The sequence below is a fragment of the Sinorhizobium sp. P24N7 genome (assembly GCF_042436655.1).
Taxonomy (GTDB): domain Bacteria; phylum Pseudomonadota; class Alphaproteobacteria; order Rhizobiales; family Rhizobiaceae; genus Sinorhizobium; species Sinorhizobium meliloti_A.
Map to the genome: position 1 here is coordinate 301,062 of NZ_JBHMIW010000005.1, position 16,965 is coordinate 318,026.

The 16,965-nt window shown below is 62.6% G+C and carries 20 protein-coding genes; 10 read left to right on the forward strand and 10 right to left on the reverse strand.

Annotated features, from left to right (window positions below):
- Window positions 1-103: 103 nt before the first annotated feature.
- Complete coding sequence (locus tag ACFHWW_RS10935; RefSeq protein WP_100671656.1) at window positions 104-1,612, forward strand: Do family serine endopeptidase; 1,509 nt, start codon at window positions 104-106, stop codon at window positions 1,610-1,612.
- 31 nt (window positions 1,613-1,643) lie between these two features.
- On the opposite strand, the gene ACFHWW_RS10940 is transcribed toward ACFHWW_RS10935, so the two are convergent.
- Both ACFHWW_RS10940 and serB read right to left on the reverse strand, forming a co-directional pair.
- Complete coding sequence (locus ACFHWW_RS10940; protein WP_379938180.1) at window positions 1,644-2,219, reverse strand: GNAT family N-acetyltransferase; 576 nt, start codon at window positions 2,217-2,219, stop codon at window positions 1,644-1,646.
- Window positions 2,216-3,103 carry a phosphoserine phosphatase SerB gene (serB, locus tag ACFHWW_RS10945; RefSeq protein ID WP_379938181.1) on the reverse strand — a complete coding sequence of 296 codons (888 nt, stop codon included), beginning with the start codon at window positions 3,101-3,103 and terminating at the stop codon, window positions 2,216-2,218. The genes ACFHWW_RS10940 and serB overlap by 4 nt, the downstream gene beginning before the upstream one ends.
- On the opposite strand from serB, the gene miaA reads away from it, so the two are divergent.
- A complete protein-coding gene (gene miaA, locus ACFHWW_RS10950) occupies window positions 3,102-4,013 on the forward strand; it encodes a tRNA (adenosine(37)-N6)-dimethylallyltransferase MiaA (protein WP_379938183.1) in 912 nt (303 codons plus the stop codon). The two genes, serB and miaA, sit on opposite strands and share 2 nt — an antisense overlap.
- A 64-nt stretch (window positions 4,014-4,077) precedes the next feature.
- Here the strand turns inward: miaA and ACFHWW_RS10955 are convergent, their stop codons facing one another.
- From ACFHWW_RS10955 to ACFHWW_RS10965, 3 genes are all read right to left on the reverse strand, one after another.
- On the reverse strand, window positions 4,078-4,518 hold the full coding sequence (locus ACFHWW_RS10955; RefSeq protein ID WP_379938184.1) for a nuclear transport factor 2 family protein: 441 nt from the start codon (window positions 4,516-4,518) through the stop codon (window positions 4,078-4,080).
- A gap of 42 nt (window positions 4,519-4,560) precedes the next feature.
- Window positions 4,561-4,911 (reverse strand): hypothetical protein, encoded by a 351-nt coding sequence (locus ACFHWW_RS10960; RefSeq protein WP_100671651.1) that lies wholly within the window; start codon window positions 4,909-4,911, stop codon window positions 4,561-4,563.
- 112 nt (window positions 4,912-5,023) lie between these two features.
- On the reverse strand, window positions 5,024-7,060 hold the full coding sequence (locus ACFHWW_RS10965; protein WP_379938186.1) for an ATP-binding protein: 2,037 nt from the start codon (window positions 7,058-7,060) through the stop codon (window positions 5,024-5,026).
- 347 nt (window positions 7,061-7,407) lie between these two features.
- Between ACFHWW_RS10965 and ACFHWW_RS10970 the strand changes: the two genes are divergently transcribed.
- Complete coding sequence (locus ACFHWW_RS10970) at window positions 7,408-9,186, forward strand: acetolactate synthase 3 large subunit (RefSeq protein WP_018095394.1); 1,779 nt, start codon at window positions 7,408-7,410, stop codon at window positions 9,184-9,186.
- Between the two features lie 21 nt (window positions 9,187-9,207).
- On the forward strand, window positions 9,208-9,780 hold the full coding sequence (gene ilvN / locus ACFHWW_RS10975; RefSeq protein WP_018095393.1) for an acetolactate synthase small subunit: 573 nt from the start codon (window positions 9,208-9,210) through the stop codon (window positions 9,778-9,780).
- Window positions 9,781-9,907: 127 nt separating this feature from the next.
- On the opposite strand, the gene ACFHWW_RS10980 is transcribed toward ilvN, so the two are convergent.
- On the reverse strand, window positions 9,908-10,753 hold the full coding sequence (locus ACFHWW_RS10980) for an aldo/keto reductase (protein WP_379938187.1): 846 nt from the start codon (window positions 10,751-10,753) through the stop codon (window positions 9,908-9,910).
- Window positions 10,754-11,064: 311 nt separating this feature from the next.
- Here ACFHWW_RS10980 and ACFHWW_RS10985 point away from each other — a divergent pair, with 311 nt between their 5' ends.
- Both ACFHWW_RS10985 and ACFHWW_RS10990 read left to right on the forward strand, forming a co-directional pair.
- The gene (locus ACFHWW_RS10985; protein WP_003533862.1) at window positions 11,065-11,274 is read left to right on the forward strand and encodes a cold-shock protein; all 210 of its coding nucleotides are present in this window, start codon (window positions 11,065-11,067) and stop codon (window positions 11,272-11,274) included.
- A 156-nt stretch (window positions 11,275-11,430) separates the two neighbouring features.
- A complete protein-coding gene (locus ACFHWW_RS10990; RefSeq protein WP_003533858.1) occupies window positions 11,431-11,655 on the forward strand; it encodes a hypothetical protein in 225 nt (74 codons plus the stop codon).
- A gap of 102 nt (window positions 11,656-11,757) precedes the next feature.
- Here the strand turns inward: ACFHWW_RS10990 and ACFHWW_RS10995 are convergent, their stop codons facing one another.
- Window positions 11,758-12,486: a class I SAM-dependent methyltransferase gene (locus ACFHWW_RS10995; protein ID WP_379938189.1), complete on the reverse strand. Its 729-nt coding sequence runs from the start codon at window positions 12,484-12,486 to the stop codon at window positions 11,758-11,760.
- A gap of 404 nt (window positions 12,487-12,890) precedes the next feature.
- On the opposite strand from ACFHWW_RS10995, the gene ACFHWW_RS11000 reads away from it, so the two are divergent.
- From ACFHWW_RS11000 to ACFHWW_RS11015, 4 genes are all read left to right on the forward strand, one after another.
- Complete coding sequence (locus ACFHWW_RS11000; RefSeq protein ID WP_018095390.1) at window positions 12,891-13,484, forward strand: LysE family translocator; 594 nt, start codon at window positions 12,891-12,893, stop codon at window positions 13,482-13,484.
- A gap of 67 nt (window positions 13,485-13,551) precedes the next feature.
- The gene (gene nthA / locus ACFHWW_RS11005) at window positions 13,552-14,193 is read left to right on the forward strand and encodes a nitrile hydratase subunit alpha (RefSeq protein ID WP_379938191.1); all 642 of its coding nucleotides are present in this window, start codon (window positions 13,552-13,554) and stop codon (window positions 14,191-14,193) included.
- Entirely contained in the window at window positions 14,190-14,849 is a 660-nt protein-coding gene (gene nthB, locus ACFHWW_RS11010) for a nitrile hydratase subunit beta (RefSeq protein WP_379938192.1), read from the forward strand. The genes nthA and nthB overlap by 4 nt, the downstream gene beginning before the upstream one ends.
- Window positions 14,836-15,222, forward strand: coding sequence for a nitrile hydratase accessory protein (locus ACFHWW_RS11015; protein ID WP_100671644.1), 387 nt, complete (start codon window positions 14,836-14,838; stop codon window positions 15,220-15,222). The genes nthB and ACFHWW_RS11015 overlap by 14 nt, the downstream gene beginning before the upstream one ends.
- Window positions 15,223-15,241: 19 nt before the next feature.
- Here ACFHWW_RS11015 and ACFHWW_RS11020 read toward each other — a convergent pair whose 3' ends face one another.
- From ACFHWW_RS11020 to ACFHWW_RS11030, 3 genes are read right to left on the reverse strand one after another with little or no spacing between them, the layout of a single operon-like run.
- Entirely contained in the window at window positions 15,242-16,048 is an 807-nt protein-coding gene (locus ACFHWW_RS11020) for an anti-sigma factor family protein (RefSeq protein ID WP_379938194.1), read from the reverse strand.
- A complete protein-coding gene (locus ACFHWW_RS11025) occupies window positions 16,045-16,599 on the reverse strand; it encodes an RNA polymerase sigma factor (protein ID WP_018095385.1) in 555 nt (184 codons plus the stop codon). The genes ACFHWW_RS11020 and ACFHWW_RS11025 overlap by 4 nt, the downstream gene beginning before the upstream one ends.
- Window positions 16,583-16,957, reverse strand: coding sequence for a hypothetical protein (locus ACFHWW_RS11030; protein WP_018095384.1), 375 nt, complete (start codon window positions 16,955-16,957; stop codon window positions 16,583-16,585). Before ACFHWW_RS11030 ends, ACFHWW_RS11025 begins: the two co-directional genes overlap by 17 nt.
- Between the last annotated feature and the right edge of the window lie 8 nt (window positions 16,958-16,965).

The window sequence follows — 16,965 nt, forward strand, 5'->3', positions numbered from 1 at the left end:
CGCTGCGCTGTAGTTCGTTGCAGCCGAGCGATGTTCATGCATCATCCTTGCCGGACGACCGGGGGCCGGCGTTATGTAAGGGAAATGATAGGAGCCTAGCGACTTGTCGAAACGACCCGAATTCTTCCGCGGCCTGGTGCTGGCGGCTGCGACGGCACTCATATTCACCAATGCGACGCTGGCCCAGACGGCCACGTCCCGGCCTCCGGCCGGCCCGCCGTCCGTTGCCGATCTCGCCGAGGGACTGCTCGACGCCGTCGTCAACATCTCGATTTCGCAGAACGTCAAGAGCGACGACAATGCGCCGATGCCGCAGGTGCCGGAAGGATCGCCGCATCAGGAGTTCTTCGACGAGTTTTTCAAAGGACAGGGCGGCGAGGGCGGCCGGCCGCGCACGGTCAACTCGCTCGGTTCGGGATTCATCATCGATCCGGCCGGCTACATAGTCACCAACAACCACGTCATCCAGGATGCCGACGATATCGAGATCAATTTCTCCGATGGATCGAAGCTTAAGGCGAAGCTTGTCGGCATGGATACGAAAACCGACCTCGCCCTCCTGAAGGTCGAACCGAAGAAGCCGCTCAAGGCCGTCTCCTTCGGCGACTCGCGAAAGATCAGGATCGGCGATTGGGTGATGGTCGTCGGCAATCCGTTCGGCCTGGGCGTATCCGTCTCCGTGGGCGTCGTCTCCGCACGCGGCCGCAATATCAATGCCGGACCCTACGACAGTTTCATCCAGACCGATGCGGCGATCAACCGCGGCAATTCGGGCGGTCCGCTTTTCAACATGCAGGGTGAGGTCGTCGGCATCAATACGGCGATCCTTTCGCAGACCGGCATGTCGGTCGGTATCGGCTTTGCCGTGCCGGCGGAGCTTGCGGTGAACGTCGTCAATCAGCTCAGGGAATTCGGCGAGACGCGCCGTGGCTGGCTCGGTGTACGGATCCAGCCCGTCACCGACGATATCGCCGAGAGCCTGAAGATGGAGCTCCCACGCGGCGCGCTCGTTTCGGGCATCATCGAGGGCGGTCCGATCACCAAGGGCGAGATCAAGCCGGGCGACATCATCATCCGCTTCGACGGAACGGACATCGCGGAAATTCGCGATCTCATGCGCACGGTCGGCGAGAGCCCGGTCGGCAAGGCGGTCGATGTGGTCATTATCCGCGACGGCAAGGAGCAGACCGCTCGCGTGACGCTCGGCCGGCTGGAGGATGGCGAGCAGCTCGCCAATGCGAAACCGGGCGAAGTGCTGCCGAACGGTGGTGAGGCGAAGCCCGGCGAGCCGCCGGCGGCGCAACTGCCTGCAAGCGACACCGTGCTCGGAATGAAGCTTGCCGAGCTCGACGCCGACCGCCGCCAGAGTTTCGGCATCGTCGAAAGCGTCAAAGGCGTCGTGATCACCGAGGTGCAACCCAATTCGCCCGCTGCCGAGCGTCGGGTGGAGCCGGGCGAGGTGATCGTCGAACTCGGTCAGGAAGCGATGGAAACGCCGGAGGATGTCACCTCACGCGTCACCGAACTGAAGGCCGACGGGCGCCGCAACGCCTTGCTGATGATCGCGAACAAGACCGGCGAACTGCGTTTCGTGACGGTGCGGATGGAATAGAGCACGCGCTCTCGGCCGTGGCGACGGGGCGCTACCGCTTCGCGGCAAGGCCATCCCGCCGCCATTCTTCCGCGGTTATTGCGTAAAGCACGTGGCGTTTGAGCTGCGGATGCGTGTCCGGGACGCCGGAATGATCGAAGTCGCGCCTGGAATCGGGGCGCATGCCGATCCGCTTCATCACGGCGGTGGAGCGCGTGTTGGCCGGAACGGCGATGGCAACGATCTCCCTAAGCTTCCTCTCGCCGAATCCATAATCGAGAAGCGCCCGGGCTGCGTCCGTCACGTAGCCCTTTCCCCAATGGCGGAGAGCCAGGCGCCAACCGATCTCGACGGTGCCGTCGGGCAGGTGCGGTTCGAGATCGGTGCGTGCAAGTCCGCAGAAGCCGACCGGTGAGTCGTTCTCACGGAGCGCGAGCGCGAAGAAGCCGAAGCCGGTTTCGAAGATGTTGCGGTTGTTGCGGTCGAAAAGCGCGTCGGCCTCCGCGCGGGTGCGGCGGAACGGGAAGAACTCCATGACCGTGGGATCGTTGTTGATCTCGGCAAAGAGTTCGCGGTCGGTCTCGGCCCAGGCACGGAGCCTGAGCCGCTCGGTCTCTAGAATGATCACGTCACGAAATCCGTCTTGCGGTATCCCTGGAGATAGAGCAGGGCGGTGAGGTCGCCATGGTCGATGCGGATCTTCGCCTGTTCGGCAACGACGGGCTTAGCGTGGAGCGCCACTCCAGTGCCGGCAAGCTGCAGCATTCCGAGATCGTTGGCACCGTCGCCGACGGCGATGACGTCCGCCGGCGTGATGCCGAGCCGTTCAGAAATGTCGATGAGCGCGTCGACCTTGGCCTGCTTGCCGAGGATCGGCCGGGCAACGTCGCCGGTCAGCTTGCCGTTCTCTTCAACGAGAATGTTGGCACGGTTTTCGTCGAATCCGAGCTTCTCTGCGATAGGGCCGGTAAATACGGTGAAGCCGCCGGAGACGAGGGCGCTGTAATGTCCCTTCGCCTTCATCGTGGCAATCAGTTCGCGGCCACCCGGCGTCAATGTGATACGCGTGGCGATGACCTCCGCGACGACGGTAACGGGCAGGCCCTGGAGAAGCGCCACTCTTTCGACGAGTGCCGGCTCGAAAGCGATCTCGCCGTTCATGGCGCGCGCGGTGATTGCCGCGACCTTTTCCTTCAAGCCGACTTCCGCGGCCAGCTCGTCGATGCATTCCTGCTCGATCATGGTGGAGTCCATGTCGGCAATCAGAAATCGCTTGCGGCGGCTTTCGGCATCTTGCACGGCGACGTCGATCGCGGCGCCGGCGACCGCCTGGCGCAGCCGAGCTTCCGCTTCGCCGGCCTCGGCGCCATCCCTCAACACGATGTCGCAGGCAATACCGTCCGCGAGCCAATAGAGCCCGGACGCGTCGAGGCTTTCCGCTGCCGCTTCCGCCCGTGCTGGCGACAGAACGGGATTTGACGGATTGGCGATAAGCGTGGCAACGAGAGCCATGATGCAAAACCTTGCGAAAGACATCGACGCGATCCTGATAACCGGGCCGACCGCCAGCGGCAAGTCCGCGCTCGCGGTGAAGCTCGCGCAAAGACACGGCGGCGTCGTGATCAATGCGGATAGCATGCAGGTTTACGGGACGCTGAAAGTCCTAACCGCGCGGCCGGATGAAAGCGAGATGGGGGGCGTCGAGCATTTCCTCTACGGTCACGTCCCGCCGGGCCGGGCCTATTCCACCGGCGTGTGGCTCCGCGAAGCGGAAGCGCTCGTGGCGCGGCTGAGAAAGGAAGGGCGGCTGCCGGTCTTCGTCGGCGGCACGGGCCTCTATTTCAAAGCGCTGATCGGAGGGCTATCGGATATGCCCGAGATTCCGCCGGCGATCCGCCAGCGCCTGCGTGCGCGCCTGACGGAGGAGGGTGCCGAGGCGCTGCACGGTGAACTTTCCGAGCGCGATCCGGAGACGGCGGCGCGCGTGCAACCCGGCGATGGGCAGCGTATCGTGCGCGCGCTGGAGGTAATCGAGGCCACGGGAAGGCCGATAGGATCTTACCAGAAGAGCCGTGGACCGGTGAACATCGACCCGGCGCGCGCGCAGAAGATCGTCGTATTGCCGGAGCGGCGGCTTCTTCATGGCCGTATCGATCGACGCTTCGAGACGATGCTTGCGAGAGGCGCCGTCGAGGAGGTGCGCGCGCTTCTCGCGCTTCGCCTTCCTCCGGAGATGCCGGTGATGAAGGCGATCGGCGTCCCACAGATCGCCGCGATGCTGAGAGGCGAGATGAGCGAGGCGCAGGTGATCGAGGCCGGCGCGGCGGCAACGCGGCAATATGCCAAGCGTCAGATGACCTGGTTTCGCAACCAGCTTGACGAGACCTGGCAGCGTATCGACGATCCGGATGCCTTGGACTGAACAACGAGCACAGGGCTGAGGCTCCTTGAGCATTATGCTGCGGTCTGAAGCGGCATCAGAAGCGTCAGTCGATGCCGTGCTCCTTTAATACCGCCTCCTCGTCGCCGCTGATCCAACCGAAAATCTTCGGCTCGCCGCCACGCAGCTGAACGAGGTAATAAACCTCGAAATCGATGGTGACATTCGGCTGGTCCTCGGCGTCGAAGACGGAGCGCCAATCGACCCTTACGAGAAAATGCAGCGCATCGATCGGCGTTACCGTGGTTTTGCGGATCTTCAATTCCCTGGTGCCGATAGCACGATAGCGGGCATAACCCTTTTCCATCGAAGCCATCAGGGTCTCGTCGTTTTTTCCCGTCATGACTCCGGCCGGCGAGGCGGCGATAAAGTCCGTGGCGAAGGCGGAGGTCGTACTTCCGACCGGAAGCGCCCCCGCAAGGACCTGATTGGCCATGCTCTCGTAGCGCTCGAAGAAGCGCGTCAAAATCTCTTCCATGATTTTCATCCCAATTTGCTCCGCGCAACGGAGGCGGAGGCTTGCGGGCCGTCAATCAACCGGCGTGTGCTGGTGTTGAATAAGCTTCCAGTCTGCTCCCACGCCGTGATAGGTCGAGGTACAACACGCCGCATAAGGCCCACCTTCCGCGCGTCGCGCCTCCGCAAGATAGCCGAGCACGATGAAGTTCTCGCCGATCCGGCTCATGACTTTCTCGCTGATCGTGAGATGTTCCCACCGCGGAATTCCCTGGAGACTTCGGATTATGACCGATCGTCCGCGCAGCAGACCAACCGGCGCAGGGAATGCCATGATGCAGTCTTCGTCCAGCAATTCGCGATAGGGATCGGAGCCCTCAAGCCAGAGGCGCCGCTCGTTTCTCCATGCGTCAGTGTCGTCCATGATCGTCTCCTCGCCTTGACGTCACCTCAACGCTTGAGAGGAGCCCCCGGATCCAAAATTGCAATCAGGGCAGGTTGAGCGGTCAGGACGCACCGTACCCTCCGCTTCCGTTCTATTTGCGGATGAGGCTGCCGAGTGGTCGCCTGAGCAGGCTTTCGCGAAGCGACCCCTCGTGACGCGGTGCCGGCGTGGCGAAGCCTGCATCCGGTTGGCCGGGCGCCTCGGCGGGCCGGCCCGACATCCGTTCCGCCTCTCCGGGCAGGATCTGCTCGCGGATCCGGCTGAAGCGTTCGAACTCCTGGTTTCCCGGCTCGGAGGGGCGGGGAAGCATGTCGGGGCTATAGGGCTCGGATGCGGGGTATCGGCGCGAATGGGAGTCCGCGATCTCGGTCCCGGTGCTTCTCCCGCTCCGGTTATTGTCCTCGAGCGCCGGCGGCTGCTTGGTCTGTGACGCCAGATAGCTCTGTTGGAAACTCGATATGTCGGGACCGTTGACGGCACGCATTCGGCTGATGATCGAACGGAGGTCGGCGAGGGGCGGCGCGTCGTCGTCAACCTTGTCGGTGATGCCGTGGGCGCGGGGCAACCGCGCATCGTCGACGCGGGCAAAGCGCATGCGCATCGGCACTGCGACCGCCTCGCCGAATGCGATCGCCTCGCCGTTGCCGATCGAGGAAATGAAGCTGGTGGTGGAGATCGACGAATTGGCGATCGCCGAACGGATGATTTCCTGGTCGCGATCGTTGGCGAGCCGCATGGCGAAGACCGTCGAGCATTGCGACAGGATCGTCGGATCGAGCTCGCCCGGCCGCTGGGTGATGATGCCGAGCGAGACTCCGTATTTGCGACCCTCCTTGGCGATCCGTGAAATAGCCTGGCGTGTCGGCACAAAGCCGAGCGACGGATCGGCCGGCACATAGCGGTGCGCCTCTTCGCAAACGACCAGCATATGAATGGCGCCATTGCCCCAGAGGCCTATCTCGAAGGCCATGCGGCAGAGCACGGAGGCGAGGGAGTTGACGACTTCCGAAGGGATGCCGGCAAGCTCGAAGGTGGCGATCGGCTTGCCGTCGCCCGGAATGCGGAAGATCTTTGCAATCGTGTCCTCGATCGTGTCCGTGATCGTGTTCTGCGAGAACATGAAATGGTAGCGCGGATCGTTGACTGCGGAGACGATCCTGACCTTGAGGGAGCGCAGGTACGGCTTGTCGTTGCGTCCCTCCAGCCGACCGATGCGCTCATCGATCAGCGCCAGAAGATCGGCAATGCGGTATGGGACGGGGGTATCCGCGGTGATCGAGCTCTTTTCCGTCTGCCGCCGCATCAGGGCGGATTCGCCGCCCTTGAATGCTTTTTTCGCGTCCGCGATGACATCCCGCAGGATATCGAGTTCGTCCGGCACCGGCGGGCGTCCACGAAAGATGACCTCGGCCAACTCCTCGAGCCGGAAGAACCAGAACGGGAGGTCGAGCGTATCCGTGTCGATTACCACCGCCTGGTCGGGAAACGCGGCGGCGAACTCGTTGTGCGGATCGAGGATCAGCACACGCAGCTTCGGGTCGGCGGCGATCGCCTTGTTCAGGAGCAGTGTCACGGCGGTCGACTTGCCGACGCCGGTGGTGCCGACGATGGCAAAGTGCTTGGCAAGCATGGAAGGCACATGGATGGTGGCGTCGAGACTTTCGTCCTGCGTCAGCTTGCCGATGACGCAACTGTCCGATTGACCGGAGTCGTAGATGCGGGCGAGATCGCTCACGCGGATGCGGTGGGCAATCGCTCCGAGATAGGGATAGCGGCTGATGCCGGCGGAAAACTCTTCCCGCCCATCCGCACCGACATGAACCTCGCCCATCAATTCCACTTCGATGCGGAAAGTATTGTTGACCTCTTCGCCCCAGCCCTCGGAAACGGTCTGCATCGAATAGACGAGTGCGACGACACGGTTGGTGCCGACGGAAATCGAAACCAGCTTGCCGACCGACCAGAGCTCGGTGAGCGAAGTCTCGCCATTTTCGGCGACCGCCGCGATCGTGGCGCGCGAGCCGTTGCAGGCGACGACCCGCCCGAGAAATCGATTGCCGGGCTTGAACGTATCGCGGCGATCCGTCTCGGCGGCGCGAGGCGCCGATTGATTTCCACTTTCGAGCAACGCAGCACCTCGGGCGAAAACGCCAATCAGCAGCAGGATGCGCGCCGAATCCGGCGCCTTTTCCTTGCTGCGTCCCAGGATAGCGGCTGCGGTTTAATAACTGGTTGCTCGCAGGCCGTGCCGATCGGGACACGCCAAAGCCGTTGACGGATGGGGAATTTCCGTTTAACAAATCGCCCCATGAAAAATTTCGCGGTTATTCTTGTGGTGGGACGGCGCATGGGCAGGATGGTGTAACCATCCGGCGGTAGCCACCCATGCGCTGAACGAGGCTCCTGACGGGGCCTTTTTTTATGCCTTCAAACACGTTATTCACCCAAACCTGAACGAGGGACGGAAGCAGGCCAATGAGCGGAACTGAGAACCAGATGACGGGCGCGGAGATCGTTCTCCAGGCTTTGAAAGACAATGGCGTCGAACACATCTTCGGCTATCCCGGCGGTGCCGTGCTCCCGATCTACGACGAGATTTTCCAGCAGGAGGATATCCAGCACATCCTCGTCCGCCACGAGCAGGGCGCCGGCCATATGGCCGAAGGATATGCCCGCTCCACCGGCAAGGTCGGCGTCATGCTGGTGACTTCAGGCCCGGGAGCAACCAATGCGGTCACGCCGCTGCAGGACGCGCTGATGGACTCGATCCCGCTCGTCTGCATCTCGGGGCAGGTACCGACGTCGCTGATCGGCTCGGACGCCTTCCAGGAATGCGACACGATCGGCATCACCCGGCCCTGCACCAAGCACAACTGGCTGGTCAGGGACGTCAACGAGCTCGCCCGCGTCATCCATGAGGCTTTCCGCGTTGCTCAGTCGGGCCGTCCGGGTCCGGTCGTCGTCGACATTCCGAAGGACGTTCAGTTCGCAACCGGTACCTATACGCCGCCTTCGGCCGTTCCGACACAGAAGAGCTACCAGCCGAAGACCCAAGGGGACCTGAAGAGGATCGAGGAGGCGGTCGCGCTCATGAAAACGGCGCGCCAGCCGGTCATCTACTCGGGCGGCGGCGTCATCAATTCCGGGCCGCAAGCCGCACATTTCCTGAGGGAACTGGTCGAGCTCACCGGCTTCCCGATCACGTCGACGCTGATGGGCCTCGGCGCCTATCCGGCCTCCGGCAAGAACTGGCTCGGCATGCTCGGCATGCATGGGACCTACGAAGCCAACCTGGCGATGCATGATTGCGACCTCATGATCTGCATCGGCGCGCGCTTCGACGACCGGATCACCGGCCGGCTCAATGCCTTCTCGCCCAACTCGAAGAAGATCCACATCGATATCGACCCATCCTCCATCAACAAGAACGTCCGCGTCGACGTTCCGATCATCGGCGACGTCGCCGCTGTGCTCGAGGACATGATCCGCCTGTGGCGTGCTGCGGCCAAGACGGTCGACCAGGCGCGGCTTGGCGACTGGTGGAAAGAGATCTCCAGGTGGCGGGCGCGCAACTCGCTGGCCTATACGCCGAGTGCCGACGTCATCATGCCGCAATATGCGATCCAGCGGCTCTACGAGCTCACCAAGGACCGCGACACTTACATCACCACCGAAGTCGGCCAGCACCAGATGTGGGCCGCGCAGTTCTTCGGCTTCGAAGAGCCGAATCGCTGGATGACTTCGGGCGGCCTCGGCACCATGGGCTACGGCTTCCCGGCCGCGGTCGGCGTCCAGGTCGCGCATCCGGAGAGCCTCGTCATCGACATCGCCGGCGACGCCTCGATCCAGATGTGTATCCAGGAGATGTCGTGCGCGGTTCAGTACGGCCTGCCGGTCAAAATCTTCATCCTGAACAATCAATATATGGGCATGGTCCGGCAGTGGCAGCAGCTCCTGCACGGCAACCGGCTGTCGCATTCCTACACCGAGGCGATGCCGGACTTCGTCAAGCTCGCCGAGGCCTATGGCGGCGTCGGCATCCGTTGCGAAAAGCCGGGAGAGCTCGACGATGCGATCCGGCAGATGATCGACACACCGGCCCCGGTCATCTTCGACTGCCGCGTCGCCAATCTCGCCAACTGCTTCCCGATGATCCCTTCGGGCAAGGCGCATAACGAGATGCTGCTCCCGGACGAGGCAACGGACGAGGTGGTCGCCAACGCCATCGATGCCAAGGGCCGCCAGCTCGTTTGAAGACAAGGTAGGAACAGGAAAATGAATGCACATCTTCAGGCGACGGGCTCCGCCTACTTCATCGCCAAGGAAACGGAGCTTGCGGAAACGCACACGCTTTCCGTTCTGGTCGATAACGAGCCGGGCGTGCTCGCCCGCGTCATCGGCCTTTTCTCCGGCCGCGGCTACAATATCGAGAGCCTGACGGTCTCCGAGACGGAGCACGAGGCTCATCTCTCGCGCATCACCATCGTGACCCGCGGCACGCCGCACGTGCTCGAGCAGATCAAGAACCAGCTCGAACGTCTGGTGCCTGTGCACCGGGTCGTAGATCTCACGGTTCGCGCCGCCGGTCTGGGCCATGAGCGGCCGATCGAGCGCGAACTGGCGCTCGTCAAGGTACACGGCTCGGGAGAACATCGGGTGGAGGCGCTCAGGCTCGCCGACGCCTTCCGTGCCTCGGTCATCGACGCCAACATCGATCACTTCGTCTTCGAGATCACCGGCAAGCCTTCCAAGATCGAGCAGTTCATCGCCATCATGAAGCCGCTCGGGCTGATCGAAGTCTGCCGCACCGGCATCGCCGCGATGAACCGCGGGCCCCAGGGAATGTAAAGCAGCGGGAAGATTGCGCCCTTCGGGGCGCGCGCCTCCCCAACCCCTCCCCACAAAAGGTGGGAGGGGCTGCACCTGCTGCCGCACCCTTTCAAGCCCACTTCACCCGTCTGGGTACCCTATGGCATCAAATCACCTCCAGCCGCGTCTTCCTTCGCGGCGGCGGGAAGTGGCGGTCGAGTTCGTCGAGATTTTCCGTCGTGAGGCGGATATCCATCGCGTCGCGGTTTTCGCGGGCGCGTTCGGGGGAACCGGTCTTCGGAATCGAGATCACCCCGGAACGCGTCTTCAAAAAGGCGAGTGCCACCTGGGCGGGCGTCGCCTGATGCGCCTTGGCGATGTGAATCAGATCGGCGTCATGCAGAAGGCGGCCCTCATCGAGCGGTGAGTAGGCCATGACCGGCACGCCTTGATCGCGGCACCGGGGCAGCAGGTCGAATTCGATGCCGCGGCGGGCGAGATTGTAGAGCACCTGATTGGCCGCGACGTTGCCGCCGTCAGGAACGCCCGACAGCTCCTCCATGTCGTCGACGTCGAAATTGGATACACCCCAGGCACGGATCTTGCCGGCCTTCTTCAGCTCTTCGAAGGCGGCGACAGTTTCGGCGAGCGGATAGCCCCCGCGCCAATGCAGAAGGTAAAGATCGACGCAGTCGATGCCGAGATTGCGCAGGCTGCGTTCGCAGGCGGCAACCGTACCCGCGCGGCTGGCGTTGGAGGGCAGCACCTTGCTGACGACGAATGCCTCGTCGCGCCGACCCCGGATCGCTTCTCCCACGATACGTTCGGCAGCGCCGTCGCCGTACATCTCTGCAGTGTCGATCAGCGTCATGCCGAGATCGAGCCCGGTCTGCAGGCTGCGGACCTCGTCGGCGGACTTCGCGCGGTTTTCGCCCATGCGCCATGTCCCCTGGCCGAGCGCGGGAACCTTGCGGCCGTCCTTGAAAACGATGGTCGGGATCGGTTCGTGCATAGGGATTGTCCTGAGAGTTGCTCCAGTTCCGAGATTTAAGGCCGCGTGGGGGAAAGTCCACAAGCAAGTCGCAGCATTGCGGCCGTGACACGCCGCCGCGTGCGGTCGCGCCGATAGTCTTCTCTCGAAAGAAAATAAAATTGTGCCTTGTAAGAAACACAATGATGACCTACATAGCTCGGTATCGATATTGATCGACGATATTTGTTTCTGCGCCAAGGCGCATCGTCACGAAAATCCTGACAACATCGGTTTTGATACACCGTTTTTATGCGGTGGCGGTTTTCCATGGCTATTGAAAGGACATCGACGTGGCTTCTGGAACGGTAAAGTGGTTCAACAGCACCAAGGGCTTCGGTTTCATCCAGCCAGATGACGGCGCCGCTGACGTGTTCGTCCATATTTCGGCGGTTGAACGCGCCGGCCTGTCCACGCTGAAAGACGGGCAGAAGGTAAGCTTCGAGCTGACGCAGGATCGGCGCTCGGGCAAGACCTCGGCGGACAACCTTCGCGCTCTCTGAACGGATTGCGCGTTTGTGCCCTAACACGGCACTTCATGACATTGTTATCTCCCCGCCCGTGACCACGGATGTACTGGCGCGGCGGGTTGAGATGATGAGGAAGGTCGGGCCTGTCCCGGCCTTTTTTATTGGCTGAAATTTGATGGAGGATCTCGCATGAAGGACGTCGGCAATCGTATTTTCAAGGCCGAGAAGAAGAACCCTGCGGATCGCGCGGATCAGGCCACAATTGCATCACGCGCCATTATCGAGCAGGAGGCTGCGGCGCGTGTGAAGAAGACCGCCCGGCTCAAACAGATGCGGCTGGAGAAAGAGGCCGAGGAGGCGGCAAATCCAGTTGCCGCCCCCGCCAAGAAGGGCAAGGCGCAGAAGCGAAAGTAGCCGGACCTTACGGCATATTTCCTGAATTCGGCGCTTGCCCTCCAACAGGTCGGCGGCAAGGAATGGCAAACGCTACTCGCGCATCCCGCGCGGCCGAGACTCCTACCTTTGTGCGGCAACGAGCAGCATCATCGGCCGGTCGACCTCTTCCGCGAGGTCCGGATTGCGGGCGATCTCAGCGGCGGTCGGGCTCCACTCCTGAACGCGGCGGATCGAAAAACCGGCTGAAATCAGGGTGTTCAATGTGGTGCCGAGCGTGCGGTGATACTTGACGACGCCCTTGGCAAGCCAGTCGGTGACACGCTTTCCTTCGGCCGAGTAGCGATCGAGCGGCCAGATGCGGCGGCCCTCGGCGTCCGTGGACCAGCCAGGGTTCGTCGGAGCCATGTAGACCGGATGTTCGATGGTGAAGACGAAATGCGATCCGGGCAGGAGAGTGCTATGGATCGTTCGCACCAGCCGGTCGAAGTCTTCGATATAATGGAAGGCGAGAGAGCTATAGGCGAAGTCGAAGCTCGCCTCGGGCAAAACCAGATGCTCGAGGTCGGCGATTTTATACTCGACCGAAGGATCCTCCGTCTCTTGCCGCGCGCGTGCGATCATTTTTTCGGAGAGGTCGACGCCAAGGACATGGGCCGCGCCGTTCTCCCGCGCCCAGCGGGCGAACCAGCCGAAGCCGCAACCGAGATCCACGACGCGCAAGTCCCTGAGGTCGGGCAGCATTGCGCGGATTGCCGGCCATTCGGCAGCGCCGGCGAGTCCATGCAGGGATCGCCCGAGTTGGCTGTAGCCGGTGAAGAATTCGGGTTTGTCGTAAACGTTCTGTGCCATTTTCCATCTCCATGATGACGATGGACGGGCGCCTGAATTAGAAGAAAGCCCCGTCCGCTTTGAGCGAGGCTGAGGGGTTGCGCGTGCCTGCGCGTATAATAGACGCGCGGCGCTGTTGTCAGCGTGTGCGAAGCCCCTGCATCCCGCCTGTTGGGATGCCGGCGAACCGGGCGACAATGTGGGTGTCATGTTCACACATAGCGTGGCTATCCCATGGAAAAGGTTAGGGGTCAAGGCGGTGCAGCACCCCCGGCTTTCGGTTTGTCACCGTGACAAGATTTGGGTGGCGGTTGCATTTGGGTCAGCTAGCTTGACCCACCAGGGTCGCCGCCCGGGAGATTACGCGACGCGAATCCCAGGTTTGTAGCGGCGTTCTCGGCAGACCCGCGGCTTTGGAGGAACTCATGCAACTGGATACGCTTCTGGCGCTGTTCCTGTTTGCCTTAACGACATCGATCACGCCCGGACCGAACAATATGATGCTGTTCGCCTCGGGCGTGAACTTCGGTTTCGTGCGCACGATTCCGCATATGCTGGGAATCGGCATCGGCTTCTTCGTTCTTCTCATTGCCGTGGGGCTCGGTCTCGGCGCACTGCTTCATTCCGTGCCGCTCCTCTATACGGCCCTGAAGTTCGCCGGAGGCGCCTATCTGGTCTGGATCGCCTGGAAGATCGGCACGTCTCGCTCGCTCGGCGAAGGAAAGGCGAATGCAGTGCCGATGACCTTCCTGCAGGCGGCTGCTTTCCAATGGGTCAATCCGAAGGCCTGGGTAATGGCGGTTTCGGCCATGGCCACCTATACGAGCAGCGACAGCTATCTGATGAGCGTGCTCGTCGTCGGCGTCGTCTTCGCACTCGTCAATGTGCCGAGCGTTTCGACCTGGGCGGGTTTCGGCTCGGCCCTCAGGCAATGGCTCTCGGAACCTGCGAGGCTCAAATGGTTCAACATCACCATGGCCGTCTTGCTCGTCGTCAGTCTTTGGCCGATGCTCAGATAGTCCGCCGACACGCGACGTTTTTAGGGTCACGCATCAAGATCAGCAGCCTTCGGTAGAGGAGCCAGGAATGTCCGAGCATCATCATGGGCATGGCGACGATCACGGCCATCACCACGACAACCATCTGACCGACATGGAAGCCCGGGTAAAGGCACTGGAGACGGTGCTGACGGAAAAGGGTTTGATCGATCCTGAGGCGATCGACGCGATCGTCGAGGCGTACGAGACGAAGGTGGGACCGCGAAACGGCGCACGCGTCGTCGCCAAGGCCTGGAGCGACGTCGATTTCGCCGATTGGCTGAAACGCGACGCGACCGCGGCGATCGCCAGCCTCGGTTTCACCGGGCGCCAGGGCGAGCACATGCGTGCGGTGTTCAACACGCCCGAAACGCACAACCTCATCGTCTGTACGCTGTGCTCCTGCTATCCCTGGGCAGTGCTGGGGCTGCCGCCGGTCTGGTACAAGGCGCCGCCCTATCGTTCGCGCGCCGTTATCGATCCTCGCGGCGTGCTTGCCGAATTCGGGCTCGAGCTGCCGGCTGAAAAGAAGGTTCGCGTCTGGGATTCGACGGCCGAACTGCGCTACCTCGTGGTGCCGGAGCGGCCGGAAGGCACCGATGGTTTCGGCGAGAACGCCCTGGCAGAGCTCGTGACGCGCGATTCCATGATCGGCACCGCGCTCGCCCTTTCGCCGGAGGGGGTACGATGAACGGCCCGCACGATCTCGGAGGTCAGCATGGCATGGGTCCGATCGCTCCGGAACGCAGCGAGCCCACATTCCATGCAGAGTGGGAAAAGCGGGCGCTCGGCATCACGCTTTCCTGTGGCGCTTTCGGTGCCTGGACGCTGGACGAAAGCCGGCACGCGCGCGAAAGCCTGCCCCCGGCGACCTATCTTTCCGCGAGCTATTATGAAATCTGGACGCGGGCGCTGGAAACGCTTCTGAAGCGCCACGGCTTCGTGACGGAAGCCGAGCTCGACGCCGGCCACATGCTCGACAAGGGGCGGGAGCCGAAACGGGTGCTCACAGCGGATATGGTAGCAGGCGTGCTCGCCAAGGGCGGGCCATGCGACCGGCCGGTCGAAACGCCGCCGCGTTTTGCCGCCGGCGAGAGAGTGCGTACGAAGAACTTCAATCCGGAGAGCCACACGCGCCTGCCGCGCTACGCCCGCGCCAGGACAGGCATGGTGGAGGCCGTGCAGGGCGGCTTCGTCTTCCCGGATGACAACGCCCACGGCAGGGGCGAGAACCCGCAATGGCTCTATACGGTGGTCTTCGACGCCGGCGAGATCTGGGGTGAGGGCGCGGACCCGACGCTTACCGTCTCTATCGATGCCTGGGAGAGCTATCTTGAACACGCATAGATCGACGCCTGCTCCTGCCCGTTCCCCGCTTCTGGCTTCGGCGGAACTGCCAAAATCGCGCGAGGGCGATCCCGTCTTTGCCGAACCCTGGCAGGCGGTCGCCTTTGCCATGACCGTGCGGCTTCACGAGCAGGGTGTATTTTCGTGGAGCGAATGGGCGGAAGCGCTTTCGGCCGAGCTCTACAAGCCCGGCCGCAGGGCGGACGGCAGCGACTACTACGATTGCTGGGTTGCGGCGCTGAGCCGTCTGGTAACGGAACTCTCCCTCGTTTCCGGCCCCGAACTGGAAGCGCTGATCGGCAGTTGGCAGCGCGCAGCGGAAGCGACGCCGCACGGAACGCCGATCGCGCTCGCGAATGATCCTCTGCGTTGAGGGATTGTCCAACGGCGGTTCAGGAGCTCTCCGAAGCCTCGAACTGGCGATAACATTCGTCGGCAACCTTCTGCAGCAGGGCGCGCGGCACTTCGCCCGTCACGGCGTAGCCGATTTCGCCGTCTATCCAGTAGAAGGTCTCGACTTCACCCCGGCTGGATATACGGAAACTCGTTTCGCGATTTTCCGGGTTGCGGCCGAGAAGGACCGTTAGCCGTTCCCCCGTCACGTCTTCATACATCAGCATTGCGCCTGCCGTATCGTTGACCGGCACGAGGCGCCCGCCGACGAGCGAGAATCCCAGCGAGGACAGGTCGGGAATTTTCAGCCCATAATCGAGGCGTTTGCCGAGCCATGTGGCGAGATGCTCCCGCTCGCTGGCACCGACCTCCACTGGGTGGCGGACTTCGCTGGCATAGATCAGAAATGCCGATTGTGCCTGCCGGGGGAGCGCCTCGGAGGCATCGGCGGACTCGGGCGGCGGAGCCACGAGGTCGGGTCCATAGGCTCCGGCGAGCGCGCCGGCGGCAAAGATCAGAAGCCCGGCGGCGAGACGTCGCAGCGTCGGCACCGCCGATGCCCATCCGGTACTCCGTGATTTTCGGCGGGCGGATATAAGCGAGCGATCTTCCTCGCCGCTGCGGGCATAAGAGGCGAAATGCTGCTTCAGCGCCGTCGCCTGCGCCTGCCACTGGCGGACCTCTTCGGCTTTTGCCGGCTGCTTTTCCAGCCAGGATTCAATGCGCTCGCGCTCCGGTTGCGCCAGGTGGCCATCCACATAGGCGTGGAGGTCGTCATCGGAGACGGTTTCGAAGTCGGCGCTCATTTGGGTCTCCGCAGGGCGATCACGTTATCGTCCTTCATCGCTTCGGCGAGCTGGCGGCGGGCTCGCGAAAGGCGGGACATCACGGTCCCGACCGGAATTTCCATCATGTCTGCCACATCCTGGTAGCGGTATCCCTCGATGACGACGAGCATCAGAACGGCGCGATTGTCCGCGGAGAGCCGCTCGAGTGCGCGCAGCAGACGCTGCCGCTCAAGAGGATCCGCATTGTTTTCCTCCGCGCGAAGGCCGAGCGTCTCGTCAAGCTCCACTTCCGGGTGCTGAGCGCGGCGGCGTCGGCCGTTGCGATAAAGATTGGTCATGATCGTGAAGACCCAGGCGCGAAGGTTCACGCCTCGCCATTGCGCGCGTCTCGTAAGCACTTTTTCGACGCAGTCCTGCAGCAGATCTTCGCCATCCGTATCGGAACGCGCGAGGCTGCGCGAGTAACGCCTGAGCGCCGGAATCAGCGCCAGGACGTCCTCCTCGAACGGGTCGGCGGAGGAGATTTCCTCCCCCGCGCGTTTATTCAAGCCATCACGGCCGTGCGGCATCCCATACGCCCTTCACGCCGTCGCCGGTGACGTCACCCATTTTCTTGTCCTTCACCCAGAAATAAAGGGGCATGCCGTCCTTCGCCCATTGTTTGCTGCCGTCCTTTCGCTCCACGACCGAAAAGGCACCCTCGGCCGTTGCGTCGCCTTCCACCATGAAGGGCGGCCAATTCGTGGCGCAGGCATCATAGCAGGCAGAGACGCCCTTTTTGTCGTTTTTGAAAGTGTAGAGCGTCATGCCGTTTTCGGCGGCGAGCACCGGCCCTTTCTCCGACTCGACCGTTTTCACGGGCGGAGCGGCAAAGGCGGCGGCGGCCGTGCCAAGTGAGATGGCGATGGTCAACGCAAGCGTTCTCATGGGCGTTC